The organism is Buchnera aphidicola (Cinara kochiana kochiana), from assembly GCF_900698905.1.
GTDB lineage: Bacteria > Pseudomonadota > Gammaproteobacteria > Enterobacterales > Enterobacteriaceae > Buchnera_F > Buchnera_F aphidicola_W.
In genome coordinates this window covers 346,276-370,039 of record NZ_LR217707.1, presented here as the reverse complement: position 1 = coordinate 370,039, position 23,764 = coordinate 346,276, and the positions used below count along the sequence as shown (strand labels likewise).

Annotated in this window: 16 protein-coding genes, 2 tRNA genes, 2 rRNA genes and 1 other RNA gene; 9 read left to right on the top strand and 12 right to left on the bottom strand. The window is 24.4% G+C overall.

The features are described from left to right. Window positions 1-14 precede the first annotated feature (14 nt). From aroE to cspE, 5 genes are all read left to right on the top strand, one after another. A complete protein-coding gene (gene aroE, locus BUCIKOCA2762_RS01605; RefSeq protein ID WP_154028774.1) occupies window positions 15-890 on the top strand; it encodes a shikimate dehydrogenase in 876 nt (291 codons plus the stop codon). A 179-nt stretch (window positions 891-1,069) separates the two neighbouring features. Continuing rightward, window positions 1,070-1,141, top strand: a tRNA-Glu gene (locus BUCIKOCA2762_RS01600). Between the two features lie 137 nt (window positions 1,142-1,278). After that, a 23S ribosomal RNA gene (locus BUCIKOCA2762_RS01595) occupies window positions 1,279-4,207 on the top strand. 33 nt (window positions 4,208-4,240) lie between these two features. Beyond that, window positions 4,241-4,356, top strand: a 5S ribosomal RNA gene (gene rrf, locus BUCIKOCA2762_RS01590). Between the two features lie 225 nt (window positions 4,357-4,581). Further along, window positions 4,582-4,791, top strand: a complete 210-nt coding sequence (gene cspE, locus BUCIKOCA2762_RS01585) for a transcription antiterminator/RNA stability regulator CspE (protein WP_025369112.1) — start codon at window positions 4,582-4,584, stop codon at window positions 4,789-4,791. A gap of 85 nt (window positions 4,792-4,876) precedes the next feature. Here the strand turns inward: cspE and ybeD are convergent, their stop codons facing one another. Then, window positions 4,877-5,140 (bottom strand): DUF493 family protein YbeD, encoded by a 264-nt coding sequence (gene ybeD, locus BUCIKOCA2762_RS01580; RefSeq protein ID WP_154028772.1) that lies wholly within the window; start codon window positions 5,138-5,140, stop codon window positions 4,877-4,879. Between the two features lie 190 nt (window positions 5,141-5,330). On the opposite strand from ybeD, the gene cysS reads away from it, so the two are divergent. After that, window positions 5,331-6,743 carry a cysteine--tRNA ligase gene (cysS, locus tag BUCIKOCA2762_RS01575; RefSeq protein ID WP_154028770.1) on the top strand — a complete coding sequence of 471 codons (1,413 nt, stop codon included), beginning with the start codon at window positions 5,331-5,333 and terminating at the stop codon, window positions 6,741-6,743. 279 nt (window positions 6,744-7,022) lie between these two features. Further along, window positions 7,023-7,097 (top strand) — tRNA-Arg (locus tag BUCIKOCA2762_RS01570). 6 nt (window positions 7,098-7,103) lie between these two features. On the opposite strand, the gene BUCIKOCA2762_RS01565 is transcribed toward BUCIKOCA2762_RS01570, so the two are convergent. The 4 genes from BUCIKOCA2762_RS01565 to dnaX all read right to left on the bottom strand — a co-directional run bounded on the left by BUCIKOCA2762_RS01565 (window position 7,104) and on the right by dnaX (window position 11,294). Further along, entirely contained in the window at window positions 7,104-7,766 is a 663-nt protein-coding gene (locus tag BUCIKOCA2762_RS01565) for an adenylate kinase family protein (RefSeq protein WP_232036830.1), read from the bottom strand. Window positions 7,767-7,835: 69 nt separating this feature from the next. Further along, a complete protein-coding gene (gene htpG, locus BUCIKOCA2762_RS01560; RefSeq protein WP_154028768.1) occupies window positions 7,836-9,707 on the bottom strand; it encodes a molecular chaperone HtpG in 1,872 nt (623 codons plus the stop codon). A 97-nt stretch (window positions 9,708-9,804) separates the two neighbouring features. Further along, the gene (locus BUCIKOCA2762_RS01555; RefSeq protein ID WP_154028766.1) at window positions 9,805-10,122 is read right to left on the bottom strand and encodes a YbaB/EbfC family nucleoid-associated protein; all 318 of its coding nucleotides are present in this window, start codon (window positions 10,120-10,122) and stop codon (window positions 9,805-9,807) included. Window positions 10,123-10,175: 53 nt separating this feature from the next. Then, a complete protein-coding gene (dnaX, locus tag BUCIKOCA2762_RS01550; protein ID WP_154028764.1) occupies window positions 10,176-11,294 on the bottom strand; it encodes a DNA polymerase III subunit gamma/tau in 1,119 nt (372 codons plus the stop codon). A gap of 142 nt (window positions 11,295-11,436) precedes the next feature. Between dnaX and ffs the strand changes: the two genes are divergently transcribed. Continuing rightward, an RNA gene (ffs, locus tag BUCIKOCA2762_RS01545) (signal recognition particle sRNA small type) lies at window positions 11,437-11,532 on the top strand. Between the two features lie 69 nt (window positions 11,533-11,601). Here the strand turns inward: ffs and BUCIKOCA2762_RS01540 are convergent. The 7 genes from BUCIKOCA2762_RS01540 to BUCIKOCA2762_RS01510 all read right to left on the bottom strand — a co-directional run bounded on the left by BUCIKOCA2762_RS01540 (window position 11,602) and on the right by BUCIKOCA2762_RS01510 (window position 22,341). Next, entirely contained in the window at window positions 11,602-13,353 is a 1,752-nt protein-coding gene (locus tag BUCIKOCA2762_RS01540; protein WP_154028762.1) for an ABC transporter transmembrane domain-containing protein, read from the bottom strand. 40 nt (window positions 13,354-13,393) lie between these two features. After that, entirely contained in the window at window positions 13,394-15,127 is a 1,734-nt protein-coding gene (locus tag BUCIKOCA2762_RS01535; RefSeq protein WP_154028760.1) for an ABC transporter transmembrane domain-containing protein, read from the bottom strand. A 139-nt stretch (window positions 15,128-15,266) separates the two neighbouring features. Next, window positions 15,267-17,102, bottom strand: a complete 1,836-nt coding sequence (locus tag BUCIKOCA2762_RS01530) for a SurA N-terminal domain-containing protein (protein ID WP_172598361.1) — start codon at window positions 17,100-17,102, stop codon at window positions 15,267-15,269. A gap of 148 nt (window positions 17,103-17,250) precedes the next feature. After that, the gene (gene lon, locus BUCIKOCA2762_RS01525; RefSeq protein WP_154028756.1) at window positions 17,251-19,596 is read right to left on the bottom strand and encodes an endopeptidase La; all 2,346 of its coding nucleotides are present in this window, start codon (window positions 19,594-19,596) and stop codon (window positions 17,251-17,253) included. A gap of 120 nt (window positions 19,597-19,716) precedes the next feature. Next, on the bottom strand, window positions 19,717-20,991 hold the full coding sequence (gene clpX, locus BUCIKOCA2762_RS01520; protein WP_420022480.1) for an ATP-dependent Clp protease ATP-binding subunit ClpX: 1,275 nt from the start codon (window positions 20,989-20,991) through the stop codon (window positions 19,717-19,719). A 30-nt stretch (window positions 20,992-21,021) separates the two neighbouring features. After that, window positions 21,022-21,642: an ATP-dependent Clp protease proteolytic subunit gene (locus BUCIKOCA2762_RS01515; RefSeq protein WP_154028752.1), complete on the bottom strand. Its 621-nt coding sequence runs from the start codon at window positions 21,640-21,642 to the stop codon at window positions 21,022-21,024. A 366-nt stretch (window positions 21,643-22,008) separates the two neighbouring features. Beyond that, window positions 22,009-22,341 carry a BolA/IbaG family iron-sulfur metabolism protein gene (locus BUCIKOCA2762_RS01510; RefSeq protein ID WP_154028750.1) on the bottom strand — a complete coding sequence of 111 codons (333 nt, stop codon included), beginning with the start codon at window positions 22,339-22,341 and terminating at the stop codon, window positions 22,009-22,011. 539 nt (window positions 22,342-22,880) lie between these two features. Between BUCIKOCA2762_RS01510 and cyoA the strand changes: the two genes are divergently transcribed. Then, window positions 22,881-23,759, top strand: a complete 879-nt coding sequence (gene cyoA, locus BUCIKOCA2762_RS01505) for a ubiquinol oxidase subunit II (RefSeq protein WP_154028748.1) — start codon at window positions 22,881-22,883, stop codon at window positions 23,757-23,759. Window positions 23,760-23,764 lie beyond the last annotated feature (5 nt).

Below are 23,764 nucleotides of genomic sequence, written 5' to 3'. Positions count from 1 at the left end.
TTTTATATATTTGTATGGATATCACAGTTATTACTTATTTTTTAGGAACAGACATGAACATAGAAAATTTTATAAAAAAAAAAAAATATATTGCTTTATTTGGTAATCCGGTAGATCATTCTTTATCTCCTATAATACATAGTAATTTTTCTAAAGAAATAAATATTAATTACAATTATAACTCTTTTTTATGTACAAAATCAAATTTTTTTACTAAAGTAATAAAATTTTTAAGAAATGGAGGCTTGGGGTGTAATATTACGGTACCGTTTAAAAAAAAATCATTTATAATACCAAATAAATATACAAAAATAGCAAAAATTTCAGGTTCCATTAATACATTGATAAAATTGTCAGATTATAACATTTTAGGTGATAATACTGATGGAATAGGTTTAATTTTTGATTTAAAGCGATTGCAATATATTAAAAAACGATCTCAAATATTATTATTGGGTTCTGGAGGAGCTGCTTATTCTATTATATATCATTTATTACAAGAAAAATGCTCTGTATGTGTGTTAAATAGAACAATTAGCAAAGCAGTTAAATTAGTCAATAGATTTAAAATTTTTGGAAATATTTCTTTATTTTCAACTGATACATGTATAAATAATTTTGACCTTATTATCAATGTCACTTCATGTGGTTTATATAATAAATCTCCTGATTTTCCAAAAAATTTAGTTTTTCCTCATACTAGATGTTATGACGTATCTTACTCAAAAACACGTATATTAACTCCATTTTTATTATTATGTAAATCTTTGGGTAGTAAATATATTTCGGATGGTTTAGGTATGTTAGTGGCTCAAGCAGCCTATTCATGTTTTTCGTGGTTTAATGTATTACCAAATATTAAAAAAAATATTGACCTGTTATATAAATAAATTCTTATGTATTTTTATAAAAATTATTTAATGGATATTTTTATAAAACTTGATAAAAATTTTTTTAATGTAAATAATATTAAATTAATAAATATATTTCTGTTAAATTTATAAAAAACACTTGACACTTTAGATACATTCTGTAACATTGAAATATATAATTATATTAAGTATTTTCTGTCCTCTTCGTCTAGTGGTTAGGACATCGCCCTTTCACGGCGGCAACAGGGGTTCAAATCCCCTAGGGGACAAAAATTAAAATATTTTTGTGTACTAAAAAAAAAATATATGATATAATCTTTTTGTTTAATCTGAAACAGATTAATAGTGAAGTTCTTTAAAAATTTGGATATGATAGAAATTTTAGAAAAACACCTGTGGGTTGTAAGGTTAAGTATAATAAGCGTGTTTGGTGGATGCCTTGGCATTCAGAGGCGATGAAGGACGTACTAATCTGCGATAAGCGTCGGTCAGCTGATATGAAGCGTTATTATCCGACGATTTCCGAATGGGGAAACCCGTTGTTTATACAACATTATTAATCTAATAAATAAGTTAATAAAGCAAACCAAGGGAACTGAAACATCTAAGTACCTTGAGGAAAAGAAATCAATTGAGATTCCCTGAGTAGTGGCGAGCGAAATGGGAACAGCCTAGAATCAAAATAGAGTTAAAGTATAATAGAATAGTTTGGAAAAACTAACGATACAAGGTGATAGTCCTGTATATGAAATATTTTATTTCTTGGATTCAAAAAGTAGAACGGGACACGAGAAATCTTGTTTGAAGATAGGGGGACCATCCTCTAAGGCTAAATACTCCTGAATGACCGATAGTGAACTAGTACCGTAAGGGAAAGGCGAAAAGAACCCCGGTTAGGGGAGTGAAATAGATCCTGAAACCAAATACGTACAATCAGTAGGAGCTTTAGATTTATTTAAAAGTGACTGCGTACCTTTTGTATAATGGGTCAGCGACTTGTATTTTGTAGCAAGGTTAACTGTTAAGGGAGCCGTAGGGAAACCGAGTCTTAAATGGGCGTGATTTTTTTGAGTTGCAAGATACAGACCCGAAACCCGGTGATCTATCCATGAGCAGGTTGAAGGTTGGGTAAAACCAACTGGAGGACCGAACCGACTGATGTTGAAAAATCAGCGGATGACTTGTGGTTAGGGGTGAAAGGCCAATCAAACCGGGAGATAGCTGGTTCTCCCCGAAAGCTATTTAGGTAGCGCCTCGTGAATTCATCTTCGGGGGTAGAGCACTGTTTTGACTAGGGGGCCATCCCGGCCTACCAAATCAACGCAAACTCCGAATACCGAAGAATGTTATCACGGGAGACACACAGCGGGTGCTAACGTTCGTTGTGGAAAGGGAAACAACCCAGACCATCAGCTAAGGTCCCTAAATCATAATTAAGTGGGAAACGATGTGAGAAGGCATAAACAGCCAGGATGTTGGCTTAGAAGCAGCCATCATTTAAAGAAAGCGTAATAGCTCACTGGTCTAGTCGGCTTGCGCGGAAGATATAACGGGGCTAAATTATGTACCGAAGCTATGGCAATAAATATTTTTTATTGGGTAGGGGAGCGTTCTGTAAGCCTGTGAAGATATTTTGAAAAAAATGTTGGAGGTATCAGAAGTGCGAATGCTGACATGAGTAACGATAAAGCAGGTGAAAAACCTGCTCGCCGAAAAACCAAGGGTTCCTGTCCAACGTTAATCGGGGCAGGGTAAGTCGACCCCTAAGGCGAGGCCGACAGGCGTAGTCGATGGGAAACTAGTTAATATTCTGGTACTTATTTTTTATTGCGATGGGGAAACGGAGTAGGTTAGGTTATCCGGGTGTTGGTAGTCTCGGTTTAAGTATGTAGGATGGAAAATTAGGAAAATCCGATTTTCTATATAAAATCTAAGGTACGAATACGAATTATGTAAATAATGAAGTAACTAATACCACACTTCCAAGAAAATCCTCTAAACATTTAGGTAAAATATAAATCGTACCCGAAACCGACACAGGTGGTTAGGTAGAGTATACTAAGGCGCTTGAGAGAACCTGGATGAAGGAACTAGGCAAAATAGTGCCGTAACTTCGGGAGAAGGCACGCTAACATATAAGTGTAAAAATTTACTTTTGAAGCTTAAGTTAGTCGCAGATACCAGCTGGCTGCAACTGTTTATTAAAAACACAGCACTGTGCAAACACGAAAGTGGACGTATACGGTGTGACGCCTGCCCGGTGCCGGAAGGTTAATCGATGAAGTTAAGGGAAACCTAAAGCTTTTGACTGAAGCCCCGGTAAACGGCGGCCGTAACTATAACGGTCCTAAGGTAGCGAAATTCCTTGTCGGGTAAGTTCCGACCTGCACGAATGGCGTAATGATGGCCAGGCTGTCTCCATCCAGGACTCAGTGAAATTGAATTTGCTGTGAAGATGCAGTGTACCCGCGGCAAGACGGAAAGACCCCGTGAACCTTTACTATAGCTTGACATTGACAATTGATTTTTATTGTGTAGGATAGGTGGGAGACAGAGAATTTGATACGCCAGTGTCATTGGAGTCGACCTTGAAATACCACCCTATAAACATGGATTTTCTAATCTAGTGCCGTGATCCGGTACAGAGACAGTGTCTGGTGGGTAGTTTGACTGGGGCGGTCTCCTCCCAAAGAGTAACGGAGGAGTACAAAGATTGGCTAATCACGGTTGGACATCGTGAGGTTAGTGCAAAGGCATAAGCCAGTTTAACTGCAAGCGTGATAATGCGAGCAGATGCGAAAGCAGGTCTTAGTGATCCGGTGGTTTCTGTATGGAAAGGCCATCGCTCAACAAATAAAAGGTACTCCGGGGATAACAGGCTTATACCGCCCAAGAGTTCATATCGACGGCGGTGTTTGGCACCTCGATGTCGGCTCATCACATCCTGGGGCTGAAGCAGGTCCCAAGGGTATGGCTGTTCGCCATTTAAAGTGGTACGCGAGCTGGGTTTAGAACGTCGTGAGACAGTTCGGTCCCTATCTGCCGTGGGCGTTGGAAAATTGAGAGGGGCTGCTTCTAGTACGAGAGGACCGAAGTGGACGTATCCCTGGTGTTCGGGTTGTCATGCCAATGGCATTGCCCGGTAGCTAAATACGGAAGAGATAAGTGCTGAAAGCATCTAAACACGAAACTTGCCTCAAGATTAGTTTTCCCTGAAGTATATGTAAATATACTTACTGAAGGGACGTTGGAGACTACGACGTTGATAGGCTAGGTGTGTACGCATAGTAATATGTTTAGCTAACTAGTACTAATGACCCGAGAGACTTAACCTTACAACACCAGAGGTGTTTTTCTAAAGAATAAAACCTGGCAACAATAGTGTTATGGTACCACCTGAATCCATTTCGAACTCAGAAGTGAAACATTTCAACGCCGATGGTAGTACGAGGTTTCCTCGTGTGAGAGTAGGACATTGCCAGGTATTATTTTTTAACTTTCTATCATATTTTTAAAATTTTTATATTCTTATTTATATCTATTGTTTTTAAATTTTAACTTTAATTGAAATATTTTATTTAACATAAAATATTTATATTTTATATATAATATATTTTTAATATATATAATAGATTTATTATTTATAAATAGTACATTTACTATAGGTATAAGTTTTAGTTTACATTTTTCATTCTAAGGTAATATATAGATGTCCAAGATTAAAGGTAATGTAAAGTGGTTTAATGAATCTAAAGGTTTTGGTTTCATTACACCAGAAGATGGAAGCAAGGATGTTTTTGTTCATTTTTCTGCTATCCAAAGCAACGGGTTTAAAACTTTGGCAGAAGGTCAAAGTGTTGAATTCGAAATTACCGAAGGCGCAAAAGGGCCGTCAGCTGCTAATGTAGTTAGTTTATAATAAAATATTTAAAAATTTTACTTATCTTACATGTTAGCTGTACTTTTGCGGTGCGGATTTTAATAATTTCGCATCGCAAAATTATTTATAATACCATTCTAACTAAATGAATCTTGCTAAGTTCTTTGTATAAATTTTTTATTTGTTTAAAATTTTGTGCGCAAATTGTTATTGATATTGATAGGTATGTTCCTTTGTTGCTTGATTTTATTTGTGGAGCATAATCTCCAGGTATATGTGTTTGTATAATTTTGATTATATTGTTGGTAAGTTCAGGTTGTGCTAGTCCTATTACTTTATAGGTAAATGTACACGGAAATTTTAATAATTTTTCTAGGTTATTTTTCATGATTATTCTCTAATTTTTATTAATTTTTGTATTTTTATATTTTTATTTATTTTTAATTAAAGTTTAATATATATTTATATATTATATTTCATTTTTGTAATTAAATAAAACAATATATATATTTTATACAATTTATTTTAATAATAAATTTATTATATAAATTTTATATTTATATATTAAGAGTATTAGTATGTTAAAAGTTTTTAATACTTTAACAAAAAAAAAAGAGAGATTTACATTTTTACATACAGAAATTATTAATATCTATGTATGTGGTGTTACTGTGTATGATTTATGTCATATTGGTCATGCACGTACTTTTTTAGTATTTGATATTATTATACGTTATTTAGAGCATATTGGTTATAAGGTTTTTTATTTGCGCAATATTACGGATATTGATGATAAAATCATTGATAAAGCAAATCAACACAAAGAACCAGTTAATTTTTTTGTTGAACGTATGATTAAATTCATGAATGAAGATTTTTTATCTTTGAATTTAAAAATTCCGAATTGTCAGCCGCGTGTAACAGAATGTATGGCGGATATTATATCTGCGATAGATATTTTGTTAAAAAATAAATATGCTTATATTAATGATAATAAAGATGTATTATTTTCTATTAATCGATATAAAAACTATGGATCTTTATCTCATAGAATAAAAAATTATTTTTATGATGAATTAATATCTCATTTTTCCTCTAATTTAAATAATTCTGACGATTTTGTTTTATGGAAGCACAATATAAATCGTTCTGATCCATTTTGGACGTCTCCTTGGGGACCTGGTCGCCCTGGTTGGCATATTGAATGTTCTGCTATAATTCATAAATTTTTTAAAAATAGACTGAATATTCATGGCGGTGGCATTGATTTATTATTTCCGCATCATGAAAATGAAATTACACAATTAAAAAGTTTAAATGACTCTTTTTCTGTACCATTTTGGGTCCATATTGGCATGGTGATTATTAATAATCAAAAAATGTCAAAATCATTATCGAACACCATTTTTATACGTAATTTATTAAAAAAATATGATTCTGAAGTTATTAGGTATTATATTTTATTAACGCATTATCGTCATCCCCTATTGTTTTCTAAAAAAAAATTATGTTTATCTAAAAATATATTAAATAAAATATATACTTCTATATTAAATTGTACAGTTATTGATGTTGTGCCAATAGATTATGAAATTAAAATACGAAATGTATTTAAAAATCAATTTTATACTGCTATGAATAATGATTTTAATACACCTCAGGCATGTTCAATATTACAGAAATTATCACAATATATCAATAAAATTAAGAAAAGTAATATTTTTTTAGCAAATGTTTTAGCTTATGATCTTATTTCTCTTGGTAATATATTGGGTTTATTATATCATAAACCTAAAAATTTTTTATTTCCTAATTATCGTAAATCTATGATCGATATTATTATTGTTAAAGAATTAGTAAGCATGCGTAATGTTTATCGATTAGATAAAAAATGGCATTTAGCAGATATTATTAGACAAAAGTTATTAACTTTAGGAGTTATAGTAGAAGATCATTATAGTAATTCTACATATAAATTTATAAATAAATAATTAATATATTGTTGGTTAAGTTTGTATTAAAAAATTTAATATTATTTAAAATAATTAATATTATATATATTTTTATTTTAAATTATTTTAATTCTTAAATTTTTGTTTTTATTAATATGAATTTTATTTTTAAACCAATAAAACATAAATATTAATTTGTATTTTTATTGGTTTAATGTTTTTATTAAATAATTTTAAAATATAAATTTTAATTTATATATCATTGTATGATTGATATTTTATATCATATTATTTATAATATAAATAATATTTCCTTTAGCGCTCTTAGCTCAATTTGGATAGAGCAACAGCCTTCTAAGCTGTAGGTTACAGGTTCGATTCCTGTAGAGCGCAGAAATTTTAATTATTTTTTTGGTTTATATTTAATTTTTTAATTATTTTTTTATGAATATATTGGATAGATGTATTAGCATTTATTTCTAAATATTTAATTGTATTTTTCAACTCTTCTTTTTTGAACCATTTTATTAATGGTTTAGTAAATTTTTCATATTCTTGTAATCTTGTAATAATAATTTTTTTGGTATCATCTTTTCTTTTGGTTAATAATTCTCCGGTTATGTTATCTATATTTTTTTTTTTAGGAGGATTTAATGTTTCATGATATGTTCTTCCGGATGATTCGTGTATTAATCTACCTTCAATTCTATTTATTATATTTTCTAATTTAATTTTTAAATATAGAATAAATTCTATTTTAATGTATTTTTTTAAGGATTCTGCCTGTTTAATGGTTCTTGGAAATCCATCGAGTATAAATCCGTTTAAATAAATTTTTTCTTGAATTTTTTTTTTAATTATTTTTATAATAAAAGAATTTTTTACTAATTTTCCTTTATTTATTATATTTTTTATATAGTTTTTATTTTTTTCATTTTTTCTGATTTCTTGACGTAATATTTCTCCGGCTGAAATAAAAGGTATACAAAAATATTTTGATAATAATTGTGTTTGTGTTCCTTTTCCGCTGCCAGGTGCTCCTAGCATAATAATACGTATCATAATAAGATTTTTCCTTAAAAAATAATTTTATTCTATATAAATAACATTAACTTTTATTTAATATAACTTCTATAATATAAATAGATTATTAATTCTATTAATAAAAATATGAGGATTATCTAAACTACCTTTTTCTGCTAGAATAGATTGCTCTAACAATAATTCAATCCAATCAGAGAATTCTGTTTCATTTTCTACTTTTTTTATTTTTTTTATTAACGGATGTTTTGGATTAATTTCTAATATATATTTTATTTTTGGTATAGGTTGTCCTGCAGCGCTAAATATTTTTGCCATTTGAGTACTCATATCATTAGAATCTGTTAAAACTATTGCGGGTGTATTCTTTAATCGATAAGTTATTCGAACATCTTTAATTTTATCTTTTAATATTTTTTTTATTTTTTCAATAAAATTACTTAATTTGTTATTATTATCATTATTTTTTGTTGAAATTAATTTTTCAAGAGAATCATCTGATTTACTGACTGATTGAAATTTTATATTATTAAATTCAGTTAAATAGTTCATCATCCATTCATCAATTCTATCTGATAATAATAATACATCAATATTTTTATCTTTAAATATTTCTAAATGTGGACTGTTTAAAGCAGATTTATAACTATCAGAAGTGATAAAATATATTTTTTTTTGCTCTGAGATCATGTTATCGGTATAATTTTTTAATGACAAATTTTGTTCTTTATCATGGTTTTGTATTGATGAAAATCTTAATAAATTAGCGATTATTTTTTGATTTTCAGAATCTTCAGCTATACCTTCTTTTATAACTAATCCAAATACGTTCCAAAATTTTTGGTATTTTTTATTATTTTGTATAGATAGATCGTTTAATATTTTTAAAATACGTTTAGTTAATGTTTTACGTAAAATATGAGTTACAGAACTGTCTTGTAATATTTCTCTAGAAATATTTAATGGTAAATCTTGAGAATCTATAATTCCCTTTACAAAACGTAAATAGTTGGGTAAGAATTGCGTTGCTTCGTCCATAATAAACACATGTTTTACATATAATTTTAATCCGTGTTTATTTTCGCGATGCCACATATCCCATGCTGCTTTTCTAGGAATATATAATAAATTGATATATTCTTGTTTACCTTCAACTTTATTGTGGCTCCATATCAATGGTTTTTCAGTATCATTGGTAATATATGTGTAAAATTTTTGATAGGATTCTTTTGTAATATTATTTTTATTTTGAGTCCATATTGCTTGTGCTTCGTTAATTTTTTCCCACGAAATAATTTTAGTTTTTTCGTCATAATTTTCTATCTCAATGGGTATTGAAATATGGTCAGAATATTTTTTTATTATTTGTTTAATTTTCCAATTTTCTAAAAATTCTTGTTCCGATGGTTTAAGCGATAAAATAATTTTTGTACCATGTTCTTTTATGTCAACTGTTTCTACAGAATATTCTCCTTTTCCGTTTGAAATCCATAATGTTCCGGATTTTGTTGTATTTGAAGCATGTTTAGTGTATACAGAAACTATATCAGACACTATAAAAGATGAATAAAATCCAACTCCAAATTGACCAATAAATTCATTTTTTTCTTTTTTTTCTGTATTTTTGATCTGATTTAAAAAAGATTTTGTTCCAGATTTAGCTATTGTGCCTAAATTTTTGATAACTTCTTCATGAGTCATTCCGATTCCATTATCAGAAATGATAATTTTTTTCTCTTGTTTATTAACAGAAATTTGTATTTTAGGAGTATATGAATTTTGAGTATATTTGTCTGGATTATATATTTTTTCAAATCTTATTTTTTCTATTGCATCAGATGAATTAGATATTAATTCCCTTAAAAAAATTTCTTTATTAGAATATAATGAATGAATCATAAGATGTAATAATTCTTTTACTTCTGACTGAAAGATATGAGTTTTTTTGTTATTATCGTTCATTTTTACCCTTATAGTATTTTAGAATATATATTTTATAAAAATAATATTTTATAATATGTATTATAACTGATTTTTTAAAATTAAAGAATTATTTATTTTATTTGTTATTTGATTGTATAAATTCAGGATTTATTAACATTTTTTTTTGTTGTAGTTTTGAAATTTTTTTTACAGCATCATTAATAGCGGCAACAATTAGATCTTGTAATAATAATTTATTATTTTCGTTCCATAATTCATCGTTTATAGTGATAGATTTACAAATATAATTTCCATTCATAACTATGGAGATTAAATCAATTCCTGATTTTCCTACAATATCAGTTGTATTGATATCTTTTTGTATTTTTTCAATCTTTTGTTGTATTTTTTTAGCTTGTTGCATAATTTCGTTGATTTTTTCGTTAGTAAACATATTTTTTCTTTTTATTGAGTTAAATATTATATTAATATTAATTATTTATAAATTTATTTAATTAAACGTGTTTTATCTTGTATATATTGATATATTTGAAATAATATTATTTCAATACCAATTTTAGGGTTAGGAGCATATCTTAAGTACTTTTCTCCTTGAATTAGTATTTTACAATAGATTTGTATATCTTTAAATAAAATTCTTTTAGATAAAACGTAAATAATTTTATCATATTTAGATAAATTATCTATTGAATATTTTTTTTTTAATGTAGTAATTTTTACTATAGACAAATTATGGAAAAAAGTAATCAATGATAAAATAATGTTATTATGTTGTATGCCTTTTTGTTCTGCATCATCTATTATTTTTAATGTATTATCAATATTATTATTAATAATATTGACTGCTAATAATAGTATATTTTTTTTGTTAAATATTCCTAACAATTTAGTAATTTTTTTTATGTTTATTTTATTTTTTGTGGTTGAACAAAGAGCTAATTCGAGAGAATTAATAGCATTTCTAATACTTCCTTGTGCAGAATTAGAAATTATGTTTAATATTTCTTGATTTATTTGAATGTTTTCTTTTTTTAATTTATCTCTTAAGTAATTAGATATATTTTTATTCGTAATAGTGGGTAAATGTATATGAAGACAACGAGAAATAATAGTATTTGGTATTTTTTTTAAATGTGTTGTTGCCAAGATAAATTTTATATATTTTGGCGGTTCTTCTAGTATTTTTAATAATGCATTAAAACTATTTTTGGAAAGCATATGTATTTCATCAATTAAATAAATTTTAAATCTACCTTGAATAGGAGGATATTTTGTTGAATCTAATATTATTTTAATATCTTCTACTTTGGTTTTAGATGCTGCGTCTAGTTCTATAAAATCTAAAAAGTTTCCTTTTTCAATTGAAATACAATTTTTACATACTCGACATGGTTTAGATGTAATTCCGTTTTCACAGTTTAAACTTTTAGCTAATATTCTAGCTATAGTAGTTTTTCCTATTCCATGTATTCCCGAAAATAGCCATGATTGATGAATTCTTTTTAAGTCAAGACTATTTTTTAATATACGGATAATATATTTATGTCCGATGATTTGATCAAAATTTTGTGGTCGCCATTTATTAGATAATATTTGATATTCCATTTTTCTCCGTATAGCTAAATATGTATTTAAAAATTTTCATAATATATTTATATATTTCTTGACTTATTTTGTGAATTGATATTTAATAATTATTAAATTTATATAAATTATATTAATAGTTTTTAAGTTTTTAAAATCTTGTTAGAGGTTATTATAACGCTATTTATTTAAATAACTGGTCAGGTCTGGAAAGAAGCAGCCAAATTAAATAATATAGGTGTTATAAATACCTCTGACAGATTTTATAAAAAATTATATGTGCATATATACATTACTTTATAAAACACGCATATATAGATGTATGTATTTATAAAGAAATATTATTATTTTGATATGTGTACATGGTGTAATACAATCCTTTTTTTTGTAGTAATTGTTTATGATTGCCTTTTTCAATTATTTTTCCGTTATCTAATACTATAATTATATCAGAATCTATTATAGTAGATAATCTGTGCGCTATAATTATTACTGTAGATTTTTTGCGAATAGAAGATAATATTTTCTGTATTTTTTGTTCAGATTCTGAATCTATGCTAGCCGTTGCTTCATCAAAAATTAATATTTTAGGATTTGATACCAATATACGGGCTATACCGATAAGTTGTTTTTGTCCTTGTGAAAGATTGTTACCGTTTTGTCCTAATATTGACATATATCCATCTGGCAAAGTATTAGATAATTCCTTTAATTGACTGTGATGTAGCGCTTGAATGATTTTTTTATGTTTGATATTTCTATTTAATGATATATTTTTAATTAAATTATCATATAATATAGTAGGATCTTGTTGTACAATTGATATATTGTTACGTAATGTAGCGCTAGAAAGTGAATTTATTGGTTTATCATCTATATATATTGATCCTTGAGTAGCAGGATAATATCCCAAAATTAAATTAGATAATGTTGTTTTTCCGCTTCCAGTTTTGCCTACTAATGCTATACAGCTTTTATCTGGTATACTAATATTAATATTTTTTAGAATATTTTTTTCAGCGTTTGAGTATTTAAAGTATACATTTTTTAATTGTATTTTTCCGCTTTTTAAGGAATCAGTATATATCCCATATGCTTGTATTGGTAAATCGATAAATCGAAAAACTCTTTCGGATGAAACAATAGCTTGTTGTAATAAAGATTGTTGATTTGCAATAGTGATAATAGGTTCGTTAAGATGTCGTAAATAATTTATAAAAGTATGTAAAATACTAATTTTTATCATTGCTGCTGGAGTTAATTTTAGTATTAATATAATAGAAGATAAAATTATTGAAGAAATTAAATTTAATAACGGTCGTAACAATAATCCATCTATTTTTAATATTTTCATTTTATTTAAATAATTAGAATTATTAATAGCATTAATTTTTTTCAAAAATTTTTTTTCTTGATTAAATTGTTGAATAATTGTTATTCCGTTAATAATTTCGCTAATAGTGTTATTTAATTTGGACAATGAATACTTTATTTTTTTTATTATCGGTTTACTATAATATTGATGAATAATAATTATTGTTATGACTATTGGAATGATTATAGAGCTAATTAATGCCATACGCCATTCTAAAATAAACATTGTTGTTAAAATTATACTAAAGAGTATAAAATTTTTTAAAAAAGATGACACAATTACTTCATAAAACTCTTTTATTGATTCAGTATCATACGTTATAATAGTTACTATAGAACTTATTGGTTTTTGATCAAATATTCTCATAGGTTGTTTTACTGCAATTTCCATAATATTGATTCTTAATTCTTCAATAATTTCAGTAGAAATTTTGCTAAAATATATACCATAAAAATAGTTTAATAATGACGATAATGTTTGTAACATAATAAAACAAACAGTTAATAATATTACTGATTTTATTTGAATTATTTTATATTTTAAAATATTGTTGGTAAAATTACTTAATATAATTGGACTAGAAATTTCTGTTATTGTAGATAAAAAAATTAATGTGCATGAAAATATTAATAAATATTTTTTTTTTGAATAATAAGATAATAATCTTTTTATTATCTTCCATGAAGAGTACTGCTTTTCTTCCATTATTTTTTCCTATATAGTATAAAATATTATGTAGTGTTTTTTATTTAAATTTTTGATAGTTATACATTTTAGAATACCAATTTTGACTAGATAATAATTTTTTATGTGAACCTTGTTGTACAATAGTACCATTTTTTAAAACAATGATATTATTAAATTTTTCTAAAATTGATAGTCTATGTGTCGCTATTATAGTGGTTATTTTATTTTTTTGTGTGTATTGATGTATATTTTTAATGATTCGATGTTCTGTATCATGATCTACAGATGATAATGGATCATCTAGTATTAGAATTTTGGATGGTGCTAAGAATGCTCTAGCGATTGTAATACGTTGTTTTTGACCACCTGATAATTTAATACCTTTTTCTCCAATTTTAGTATAATATCCGTATGGTAATTTTTTTATATCATCATGTATACAAGCAAGTTTAGCTGCATTTTTAATTTCTTTAAAAGTAGCATTTTTTTTTCCAAATGCGATATTTTTTAATATACTGTCAGAAAATAAAAATGGTATTTGATTTACTACAGAGATAGTTTTGCGCCATTCTTTTATGTAGATATCTTTTATGTTATATTTTTGGTAATGAATATAACCATTATTTAAAATAAAGTGTTGTTGAATTAATCTAATTAATGTAGTTTTTCCGGATCCTGTAGGGCCGCAAATTCCTAAAGTTGTACGTCGAGGTATTAATACTTTTACGTCATGTAATAAACTATTCTTTCTTTTAGGAAAAGAAAACGTTTTTATATTTATAGTCAAATCTTTTAATGAGTTTATACTCATTATGTTTGAAGGAATATTTTTTTTTACATTATAACATAATATTTTTTTTATTCTTTGCCAAGAAACATTTCCACGTTCTAGAATATTAAACATCCAAGCAAATGCAAGTATGGGCCAAATCATAGATCCTAGATATAAAATAAAACTGGTTAACTGTCCAAATGTTAATTGATTTTTAGTAATTAAAAAGCTTCCTCCTAATATTGCAAATAAATTAGATAAAGCTACTGAAATATGAATAATGGGATCTAATTGTGCATCTAATTTAGATACTTGAAAATCCTTTTTTCCGACATTTTTAGCTACGATAGAAAATTTTTTTATTTCTGCTGTTTCTAATCCAAAATTTCGTATCATATTTATATTACTTAAACTATCTTGAGCTTGACTATTCAAATAAGAAAAATATTTTTGTGATTTTTTAAATTTTATATATAGTAATTTGCCATATCTTTTAATCATAATTGCCATTATAGGCATTGGAGTTAAAGAAAAAAAAGATAATTTCCAGTTAGTTTGTATACACATTACTATAATAATAGAGCACCCCAAAACAAATGAATCAATAATCGTTAGTATTCCTTCTCCAGTCGCAAAAACAATTCTATCAATATCATTGGTTGCTCGAGATATAAGATCACCATTGCTATATTTTGAATAAAATTTTGTATCTTGCTGTAGTAAAGCAAAACAAAATTTTTCTCTTAACTGAGAAGTTAATTGGTTAGATGCGCCAAATAATAAAATTCTCCAAAAATATCGTAATAAGTACACTGCAATAGAAATTATAACGATTTGTATTATATTTAATAATACTTCTTGGTTAGATGATTGATGATTTAAAATTAAATCAATGGTATTTCCAATTATCTTAGAAGGTAATAGTTGTAATAATATCATTATAGTAAGTAATACAAATGTTCCTGTATATCTCTTCCATTCTTGTATAAAGTACCATTTTAATTCTTTAAATAATTTCACATATTTACCTTATTTTATATATTAATTAGATTTTGTTTTGATGAATTAAATAATATTTAATTTTATGTGTAACAAAATATATAGATAATTTTTATTTAATTAATTTGAATTAATTTTATATTTTAATATTTAATGTTAATCATATTTTATTAGAATTATATATGATTTTAGATTTTTTGTATAAATTTTGTAAAATAGTATTAATAACTTTTATTTTCATATATTGTTTGATTTGTTTAATAAAAGTTTCTTTTTCAACAGTATTAATTTTTTTAAAAAATTTATTTTGTAATATTATTAATGTGTAGTTTTTTCCTGAATTAGGTAATATAAAATATATAGGATTATTTGTTTTGGATACAGGTAATTTTTCAATAATTTTAACGATTTCTTTATTTTTTTCATAAGATAATGTTTGAGGTTGATTTATATATATAGAGTTTTTTCTTAGAAAATATTTTTTTTTATTATTAATAGTTAATAAAAAATTTTTTATTAGTGAATAATTATTTTTTTTTATTTTTTTTGATATTAAATTTTTTAAAATTTTCTGGTAAATTATTTTTTTTTCTTGTATATTTTTTATTTTTTTTAAATTTATTTGTATTAAATAAATATGATTATCTATATTTTTATACATTTTTATAGATGATTTTTTTTTATGGCTTTTTATATCAGGAAAGTTTTTTTTTATATATTTGTTTAATTGTCTGGAATGAAAATATTTAATTAGATTTTTATATAATAAAGGTTTAGTTATATGTAACTTAGTACAGCTTTTAGACAATAGTTTTTTTAATTTTATATTTTTATTTTTCAACAAAAAATTAATATTATTATTTTTAATAATATTTTCAAAAAATATATTGTTAAATTTTGTTATTTTTTTAACATAATTTTTATTTATCTGTTTTTTTGTTGCATGAAAATTTTTAGTTTTATACAATTGAAATATAAAAAAATTATTTTTATAAGATATTATTTTAGAACAATCACCATTTTTTTTTAATTGAAAATTTTTAATAAAATTAGGTATATTTTTTTTTTGTGCCCATCCTAAATTTATACAATTAAATTTTTTGTTATTTTTTTTAATAATAAAATTATTAATTCCTTTATTAAATTTTTTTTCTTTTATTTTTTGTATAAATGCGTATGCTTGTTTAAACTCATTTGTTTGAACATATCTATAATTATATTTTTTTTTATTTATATATAATAAATATTTATTTTTAAGATTATTGTTAATGATTTTTTTTTTTTTTAAATGCATCATTTTAATCGTATAAAATTTGTGATGACTAATTATATCTTTATTTAAATAAAATGATTTTTTGATTTTGGAAATATTGTTTTTTTCTATAAGTTTTTCAAGATTAATTTCAAAATTAATAATTTGTATATTATTTCTGTTTATTATTTTTTTAAATTTTTCACGTATATCACTTTTTAAAACAATAATTGATTTTAATAAAGTTTTAATTAAATATTGTACCGCAATTTTTTTTTTTAATGAATTAATATACTCTTTATTAGAATATGTTATAAAATTAATAAATTTTAAATATTTTTCGTAATTAAAAGATTTATTTATTTTAAAATATTTAGAAGACTTAATCATTTTTATTGCTTGGTAATCTAACATATTCAAGTTAATTTTATCTACATATTGTTTTAAAAGTGTTTCATTAATTAATTTTATAATAGTTTGTTTAAAAATATATTGAGTATATTCTTGTTTTTGAATAGCGGTAGATAATATATTTTTAATATTTTTTTTATCCTTTTTTTTAGAAATATGATAATTGAGTTGTATTATTTTAGGATAAATTTTTTCTTTATTAATTTGTAAAATAGATGATTGATTATTACGTATAAAAAAATTTGATATACTGCTTAACATAATAGAAGATATTATGGCTATAATAATAGCTATGAAAATATTTTTTTTATAAAAATTTTGTAATAATGACATTGTCATACGGACCTTTTAAGATTATTACTTAATTATTTAGAATAGTTTTATTATATTTCAAATTAATTAATAACTAGCAAGAAAATTAAATTTGCTAGTTATATTGTATATAATAAAATTTGTTCAATTTTTTTTTCACATTTTTTATTTATTTTATATTACTAATATAGGGATTTTTTTCTAATGCTAGTATTAAAATATCTTCTATTTTTTTGATTGGATATATATTTAGATCAGATAGAATATTTTTTGGTATTTTCGATAATTCTCTTTTATTTCCAAAAGGTATTAATACTGTTTTTACTCCTCCGCGATGAGCAGCTATTAATTTTTCTTTTAGTCCGCCGATATTTAATACTTGTCCTCGTAAAGTGATTTCTCCTGTCATTGCAATATTTGATTTTACTGGATTATTAGTTAAACAAGATGCTATAGCTGTACACATTGTAATTCCAGCACTAGGTCCGTCTTTAGGGGTAGCGCCTTCAGGTACATGTATGTGAATATCGTTTTCATTATAAAAATCTTGTTTAATATTTAATTTTTGAGCTTGTGCTCGTACGACTGTTAAAGCGGTTTGTATAGATTCTCTCATTACTTTTCCAAGTGATCCTGTATATATTAGTTTTCCTTTACCGGGAATACTAGTGCATTCAATAGTTAATAGATCACCACCCATTTCTGTCCAAGCTAATCCAGTGACTTGTCCTATCTGATTAGTTTTGTTGATTTTTCCGTATGTATATTTTTTAATACCTAAATAATTTTTTAAATTTTTATTATTTATATTGATACTATTACAATTTTTATTTAGTAAAATTTTTTTTACAGATTTTCTACAGATTTTTGATATTGTTCGTTCAAGCGATCTTACACCTGATTCTCGTGTATAATATCTAATAATATTTATGAGCGCATTATCTTGAATAGATAATTCTGTTTTTTTAAGAGCATTTTCTTTCATTTGTTTAGGTTGTAAATATTTTTTGGCAATATTTATCTTTTCTTCTTCAGTATAACCAGATAGTTTTATGACTTCCATACGATCCAATAAAGGCGCGGGTATGTTCATTGAATTAGAAGTAGCAATAAACATAACTTCTGATAAATCGTAATCTATTTCGAGATAATGATCATTAAAAGAATTATTTTGCTCGGGATCTAATACTTCTAATAATGCAGCAGCTGGATCTATCCGTATATCAAATGCCATTTTATCAATTTCATCTAATAAAAATAAAGGATTTTTTACACCTGATTTAGTTATTTTTTGCATTAATTTTCCAGGCATAGAACCAATATATGTTCTTCTATGTCCCCGAATTTCCGCTTCATCTCTAATACCTCCTAAAGCCATACGAATATATTTTCTTCCTGTTGCTCGAGCAATAGATTTTCCCAATGATGTTTTTCCGATTCCTGGAGGGCCTACTAGACAAAGAATTGGACCTTTTATTTTTCTTGTTCGATTTTGTACAGCTAAATATTCCAAAATATGTTCTTTTACATCATTTAATCCAAAATGATCAATATTTAATATTTTATGGGCAGTTTTTAAGTTTTTTTTAGTTTTACTCTTTTTATTCCATGGTATTTGTATCATCCATTCAACATAGTTTCTGACAACTGTTGCTTCAGCAGACATTGGTGACATCATTTGTAATTTTTTTAATTCTGCTCGTGTTTTTTTATCTGCTTCTTTTGGCATTTTAGCTAAGTTTATTTTATTTTTTAATTTTTCATTTTCATCAATAGAATTTTCAGGATGCCCTAATTCTTTTTGAATTGCTTTCATTTGCTCGGTTAAGAAATATTCTCTTTGGTTTTTTTCTGTTTGTTTTTTTATTCTATTTCTAATTCTTTTTTCTATTTTTAATAAATTAATTTCAGATTCCATAATTCCAATTAAAAATTCTAAACGTTTATTAATATTTGACATTTCTAGCAAAGATTGTTTATCTTTTATTTTTAATGGCATATGATATGATAAAATATCACTGAATTTTTCTATATTATTGATTTTTATTAAAATATCTAATATGTCTGGTGATATTTTTTTGTTTAAGCTAACATATCTTTTAAATTGATGAATTGTTGTATTAATTAATACTTTTTTTTCTTTTTCTTCTATTTTATTAGATTTGATATACTTTATTTTTGCTATATAATAAGTGTCATTTTTTTTAATATTTTTTATTTTTGCTCTTTTTCTTCCTTCAACTAATATTTTGATTGTACCATCCGGTAAATGTAAAATTTGTAAAATTTTTGCTACTGTACCAATATTAAATAAATCATTTTTTTTTGGATTTTCTATGGTTGCTTTTTTTTGCGTTATTAGTAAAATCTTTTTATCATGTTGCATAGAAAATTCTATACATTTGATTGAGTTTTTACGACCTATAAATAAAGGAGTTACCATATATGGATAAATCACAATATCTCGTAAAGGTAATATTGGAATATTAATATTTTTAGAATACCCAGAATTCATATATATTTCTCTCTATCAGTATTTAAATATATACAAAATTTTTATAGTTGTATATTTTAGTCAAGATGTTTGTATATAGTATATATATTTATTTTATATATTTAATAATAGACTACCATATTATTGGTTTATATCTGATTTTTTTTCTAAAAAAAATAATTTAGGTGAATTATTTCCTTGAATCACTGATGCGTCAATACATATACTTTTTATATTTTTTAAAGTAGGTGCTTTATACATTATATGCAATAAACTAGATTCTAGAATAGAACGTAATCCTCTAGCTCCAGTTTTTTTTTCAATTGCTTGTTTTGCAATTTCTATAATAGCGGAATCATCAAATTTAAGTTTAATTTTTTCGAATGAAAATAATTTTTTATATTGTTTAATTAAAGCATTTTTTGGTTTTTTTAATATTTTTATTAAATCTTTTTGTGTTAATTCGTCAAGTGTAACTATTATTGGTAGTCTTCCAATAAATTCAGGTATTAATCCGTATTTCATAAGATCTTTTGTTTGTATAATTTTTTTTTGATTTTTTTTGTTGTTTTTTATAAAAAATTTTTTTTGATTACTCTTATTAAACCCAATATTAGATATATGACGAATACGATTAGATATAATTTTTTTTAAACCAAAAAATGATCCCCCGCAAATAAATAAAATTTTTGAAGTATCGATTTTCCAAGTTTCTTGTTGAGGATGTTTTCTGCCGCCATTTATAGGCACAGAAGCAATAGTCCCTTCAAGTATTTTTAATAAAGCTTGTTGTACTCCTTCTCCAGATACATCACGAGTTATTGAAATATTTGCTGTTTTTTTTGTAATTTTATCAATTTCATCGATATATACGATTCCTTTTTCTGCTGTTTTTATATCGTAATTACTATTTTCTATTAATCTCCTTAGAATATTTTCAACATCTTCCCCCACATAACCAGCTTCTGTTAATGTTGTAGCATCTGATATAGAAAATGGTACTTGTAGATATTTCGCTAATGTTTTTGCGATTAATGTTTTACCGGTTCCTGTTGGGCCGATTAATAAAATATTACTTTTTTCTATTTGGATTGTATTTTCTGTCAATGAAAAATTTAATTTTTTATAATGGTTATATACAGCTACTGAAATTATTTTTTTAGCTTTTTTTTGACCTATTATAAATTTATTTAAGTATTTTTTTATGGTATGTGGTGTAGGTAATGAAATAATTGATTTATTATTATTTGAATCATCTTTATTTAAAACATCATAACACAATAAAACACATTGATTACAAATATGTCCTGATGGCCCGCTAATAATTTTTTTTACTTCATTTTCTTTTTTTTTACAAAATGAACAAAATATATGATTTTGACTATTAATAGTATTATCCATATTTTTCTCTATAATCATTGATTATGTGGTTTTATATAAATTTTATTATCTATTTTTTAAAATAAAGTCAATAAGACCATATTTAATAGCTTCTTGAGGGGAAAAAAAATAATCTCGTTCTATATCTTGTGTTATTTTTTCAATAGATTGTTTTGTATGATATGATAATAAGTTATTTATTATTTTTTTTATTTTTTTTATTTCTTTAGCGTGTATGATAATATCTGATGCTTGTCCTTGAAATCCACCAAGAGGTTGGTGTAACATAATTCTAGCGTGAGGTAAACAAAATCTTTTTCCTTTTTTTCCAGCACTTAAAAGTATAGCGGCCATAGAGCAAGCTTGCCCTAAACATATTGTGTTTATATCCGGTTTAACAAATTGCATAGTATCATAAATTGATAAACCCGATGTAATTATCCCTCCGGGAGAGTTAATATATAAAAAAATATCTTTTTTTTTATTTTCTGATTCTAAAAATAATATTTGTGATATAACAATACTAGCAAGATGATCGTTTATTGTTCCGGTTATAAAAATAATTCTATCTTTTAACAATCGTGAGAAAATATCATAGGAGCGCTCTCCTTGATAGTTTTTATCAATTACAAAAGGTATTAAAGAATTTTCATATCTTATATTTTTATTATTATTAATTAAAGTCATATTTAATTCCTATTTTGAAGATAGTGATTTATTTTGTAAATTTATTAGCATGATATAGTATATATTTTAACGAAGTATTTTTAATGGACAATGATTATTAGTTATGTTAAGTAATTTTTTTATTTTTATTAGTATTTGGCATATATTTTATTTATATATACAAATGCTTAATGATAATTAAATATCTATTATACTTTTAATATATATTTTGTATTAATTATTTGTCATGTAATATGACATTATATTTAATATTTTAAATAAAATTTATTCATGATTATATATTTTAAATTTTTTATTTATATCGATAGTATTAATTTTGATAAATATTTTCTGCTTATATAATTGTAAGTGTATCTTATGTTTTTTTTATTTTGTTAAAATTAAGGATTTTTTTGTTTTTTGCTTATGTATGCACGGAATTAATGATAATGGTTTATTTTTTATTTGATTCCATTGATTTATACTATATGTATGTAATTGTATAGAATATATTTTTTGAGGAATATCGTTATAAAAAATTTTATAAATTATATTATGTTGATGAAATAAAGACAAATTATTAAATTCATATGCAGATATAATAATAGTAAAATGTTTTGATTTTTTTTTATAACTATTATGTAGATAACTAGTGTTATATATTTTTAAAAAATATATCTCTAATGTAGACATTATTTTTTTTTCAATGATTTTTTTCATAATTATCTGATTTTTATAAGTAATATGTTATATTGAAATTATATAAAATAATCATCTTGTATTAATAACATATATATATTTTAAATAAAATAATTTATATATATAAAATATAAATTATGTTAACTTTACAATTATTTTTAATATAAAATTATTTTTATTTTTTATAAAAAAAATTATTTTATATTCACATACAATGTATTATTTTTACATATTATGAATATTAAATTATAAATGAGAGTTTTAAATATATTTAATATATTTTTATTTTTAATATACAATATAATTATGACGGCTGTCAATTTAGAATTATTAAACATTATTATTATTTACTTTAATTAGTTTAATAATTTTAAAATGACAAATTATATGTTTAAATTTTATTTTTAAAAAATTTATTAATATTTTTATATTAAATAAATTTATAATTTTTATAAACTAAATAATAGATTTTATTATCTTATTCTTTAATATATTTATAATATTTTTATAGTAATAATTGTAATATAATACATTTATAATGTTATATGGATATTAAAATAATGAAATTATTTAATCAATACAATATATTTAAATCTTTAACAATTTTTGTTATTTTTTTTATGTCTTTATTTGTTTTTTATTTTAGTAAAAATATACATGTTCATTCTGTTGGATATATTTTAAATACTGAACTTCAGTTAGTATTATTAGTTTTTCGAATTATGTTACTTGTGGTATTACCTGTAATTTTTTTAACGATATTGATTGCATACTATTATCGTCATACAAATATTTTATCGGATTATAGGCCTAATTGGAATCATTCATATTTATTGGAAATAATATGTTGGTTAATTCCTATTGTTATTATAATTTTTTTAGCAAATTTGTCATGGATTACCACTCACAAATTAGATCCTAAGAAATCTTTAAAGTTAAATATTAATAAGCCAATTATTATTGAAGCAGTTTCTTTAAATTGGCGTTGGTTATTTATCTATCCTTATTATAAAATAGCGACTATTAATGAAATATCTTTTCCTAAAGATACTCCGATACATTTAAATATTACATCACATTCTATTATGAATTCTTTTTTCATTCCTAATTTAGGTAGTCAAATTTATACTATGGCTGGAATGAAAACAGAATTAAATTTAATTGCAAATAATAATGGTTTTTATAAAGGTATTTCTTCGAATTATAGTGGTTGTGGTTTTTCTAATATGAAATTTAACGTTTATGTTCATAACAGTATATATGATTTTCATAAATGGATAAAAAATATAAAATTAAAAAATAATTTTTTGTTATTTAAAAATCAATTTTTATGTTTGGCACATAATAATGTACAGTACAATGTACAATATTTTTCATATATTGACCCTTTATTATTTTATAAAATAAAAGGTATGTTTTATCATTCATGTAAGAAATAATTATT

Bases quoted from the DNA above. Each gene is read 5' to 3' on its own strand.
- aroE (WP_154028774.1), top strand. From the start codon at position 15: ATGGATATCACAGTTATTACTTATTTTTTAGGAACAGACATGAACATA.
- cspE (WP_025369112.1), top strand. From the start codon at position 4,582: ATGTCCAAGATTAAAGGTAATGTAAAGTGGTTTAATGAATCTAAAGGT.
- ybeD (WP_154028772.1), bottom strand. From the start codon at position 5,140: ATGAAAAATAACCTAGAAAAATTATTAAAATTTCCGTGTACATTTACC.
- cysS (WP_154028770.1), top strand. From the start codon at position 5,331: ATGTTAAAAGTTTTTAATACTTTAACAAAAAAAAAAGAGAGATTTACA.
- BUCIKOCA2762_RS01565 (WP_232036830.1), bottom strand. From the start codon at position 7,766: ATGATACGTATTATTATGCTAGGAGCACCTGGCAGCGGAAAAGGAACA.
- htpG (WP_154028768.1), bottom strand. From the start codon at position 9,707: ATGAACGATAATAACAAAAAAACTCATATCTTTCAGTCAGAAGTAAAA.
- BUCIKOCA2762_RS01555 (WP_154028766.1), bottom strand. From the start codon at position 10,122: ATGTTTACTAACGAAAAAATCAACGAAATTATGCAACAAGCTAAAAAA.
- dnaX (WP_154028764.1), bottom strand. From the start codon at position 11,294: ATGGAATATCAAATATTATCTAATAAATGGCGACCACAAAATTTTGAT.
- BUCIKOCA2762_RS01540 (WP_154028762.1), bottom strand. From the start codon at position 13,353: ATGGAAGAAAAGCAGTACTCTTCATGGAAGATAATAAAAAGATTATTA.
- BUCIKOCA2762_RS01530 (WP_172598361.1), bottom strand. From the start codon at position 17,102: ATGTCATTATTACAAAATTTTTATAAAAAAAATATTTTCATAGCTATT.
- lon (WP_154028756.1), bottom strand. From the start codon at position 19,596: ATGAATTCTGGGTATTCTAAAAATATTAATATTCCAATATTACCTTTA.
- BUCIKOCA2762_RS01515 (WP_154028752.1), bottom strand. From the start codon at position 21,642: ATGACTTTAATTAATAATAATAAAAATATAAGATATGAAAATTCTTTA.
- BUCIKOCA2762_RS01510 (WP_154028750.1), bottom strand. From the start codon at position 22,341: ATGAAAAAAATCATTGAAAAAAAAATAATGTCTACATTAGAGATATAT.
- cyoA (WP_154028748.1), top strand. From the start codon at position 22,881: ATGAAATTATTTAATCAATACAATATATTTAAATCTTTAACAATTTTT.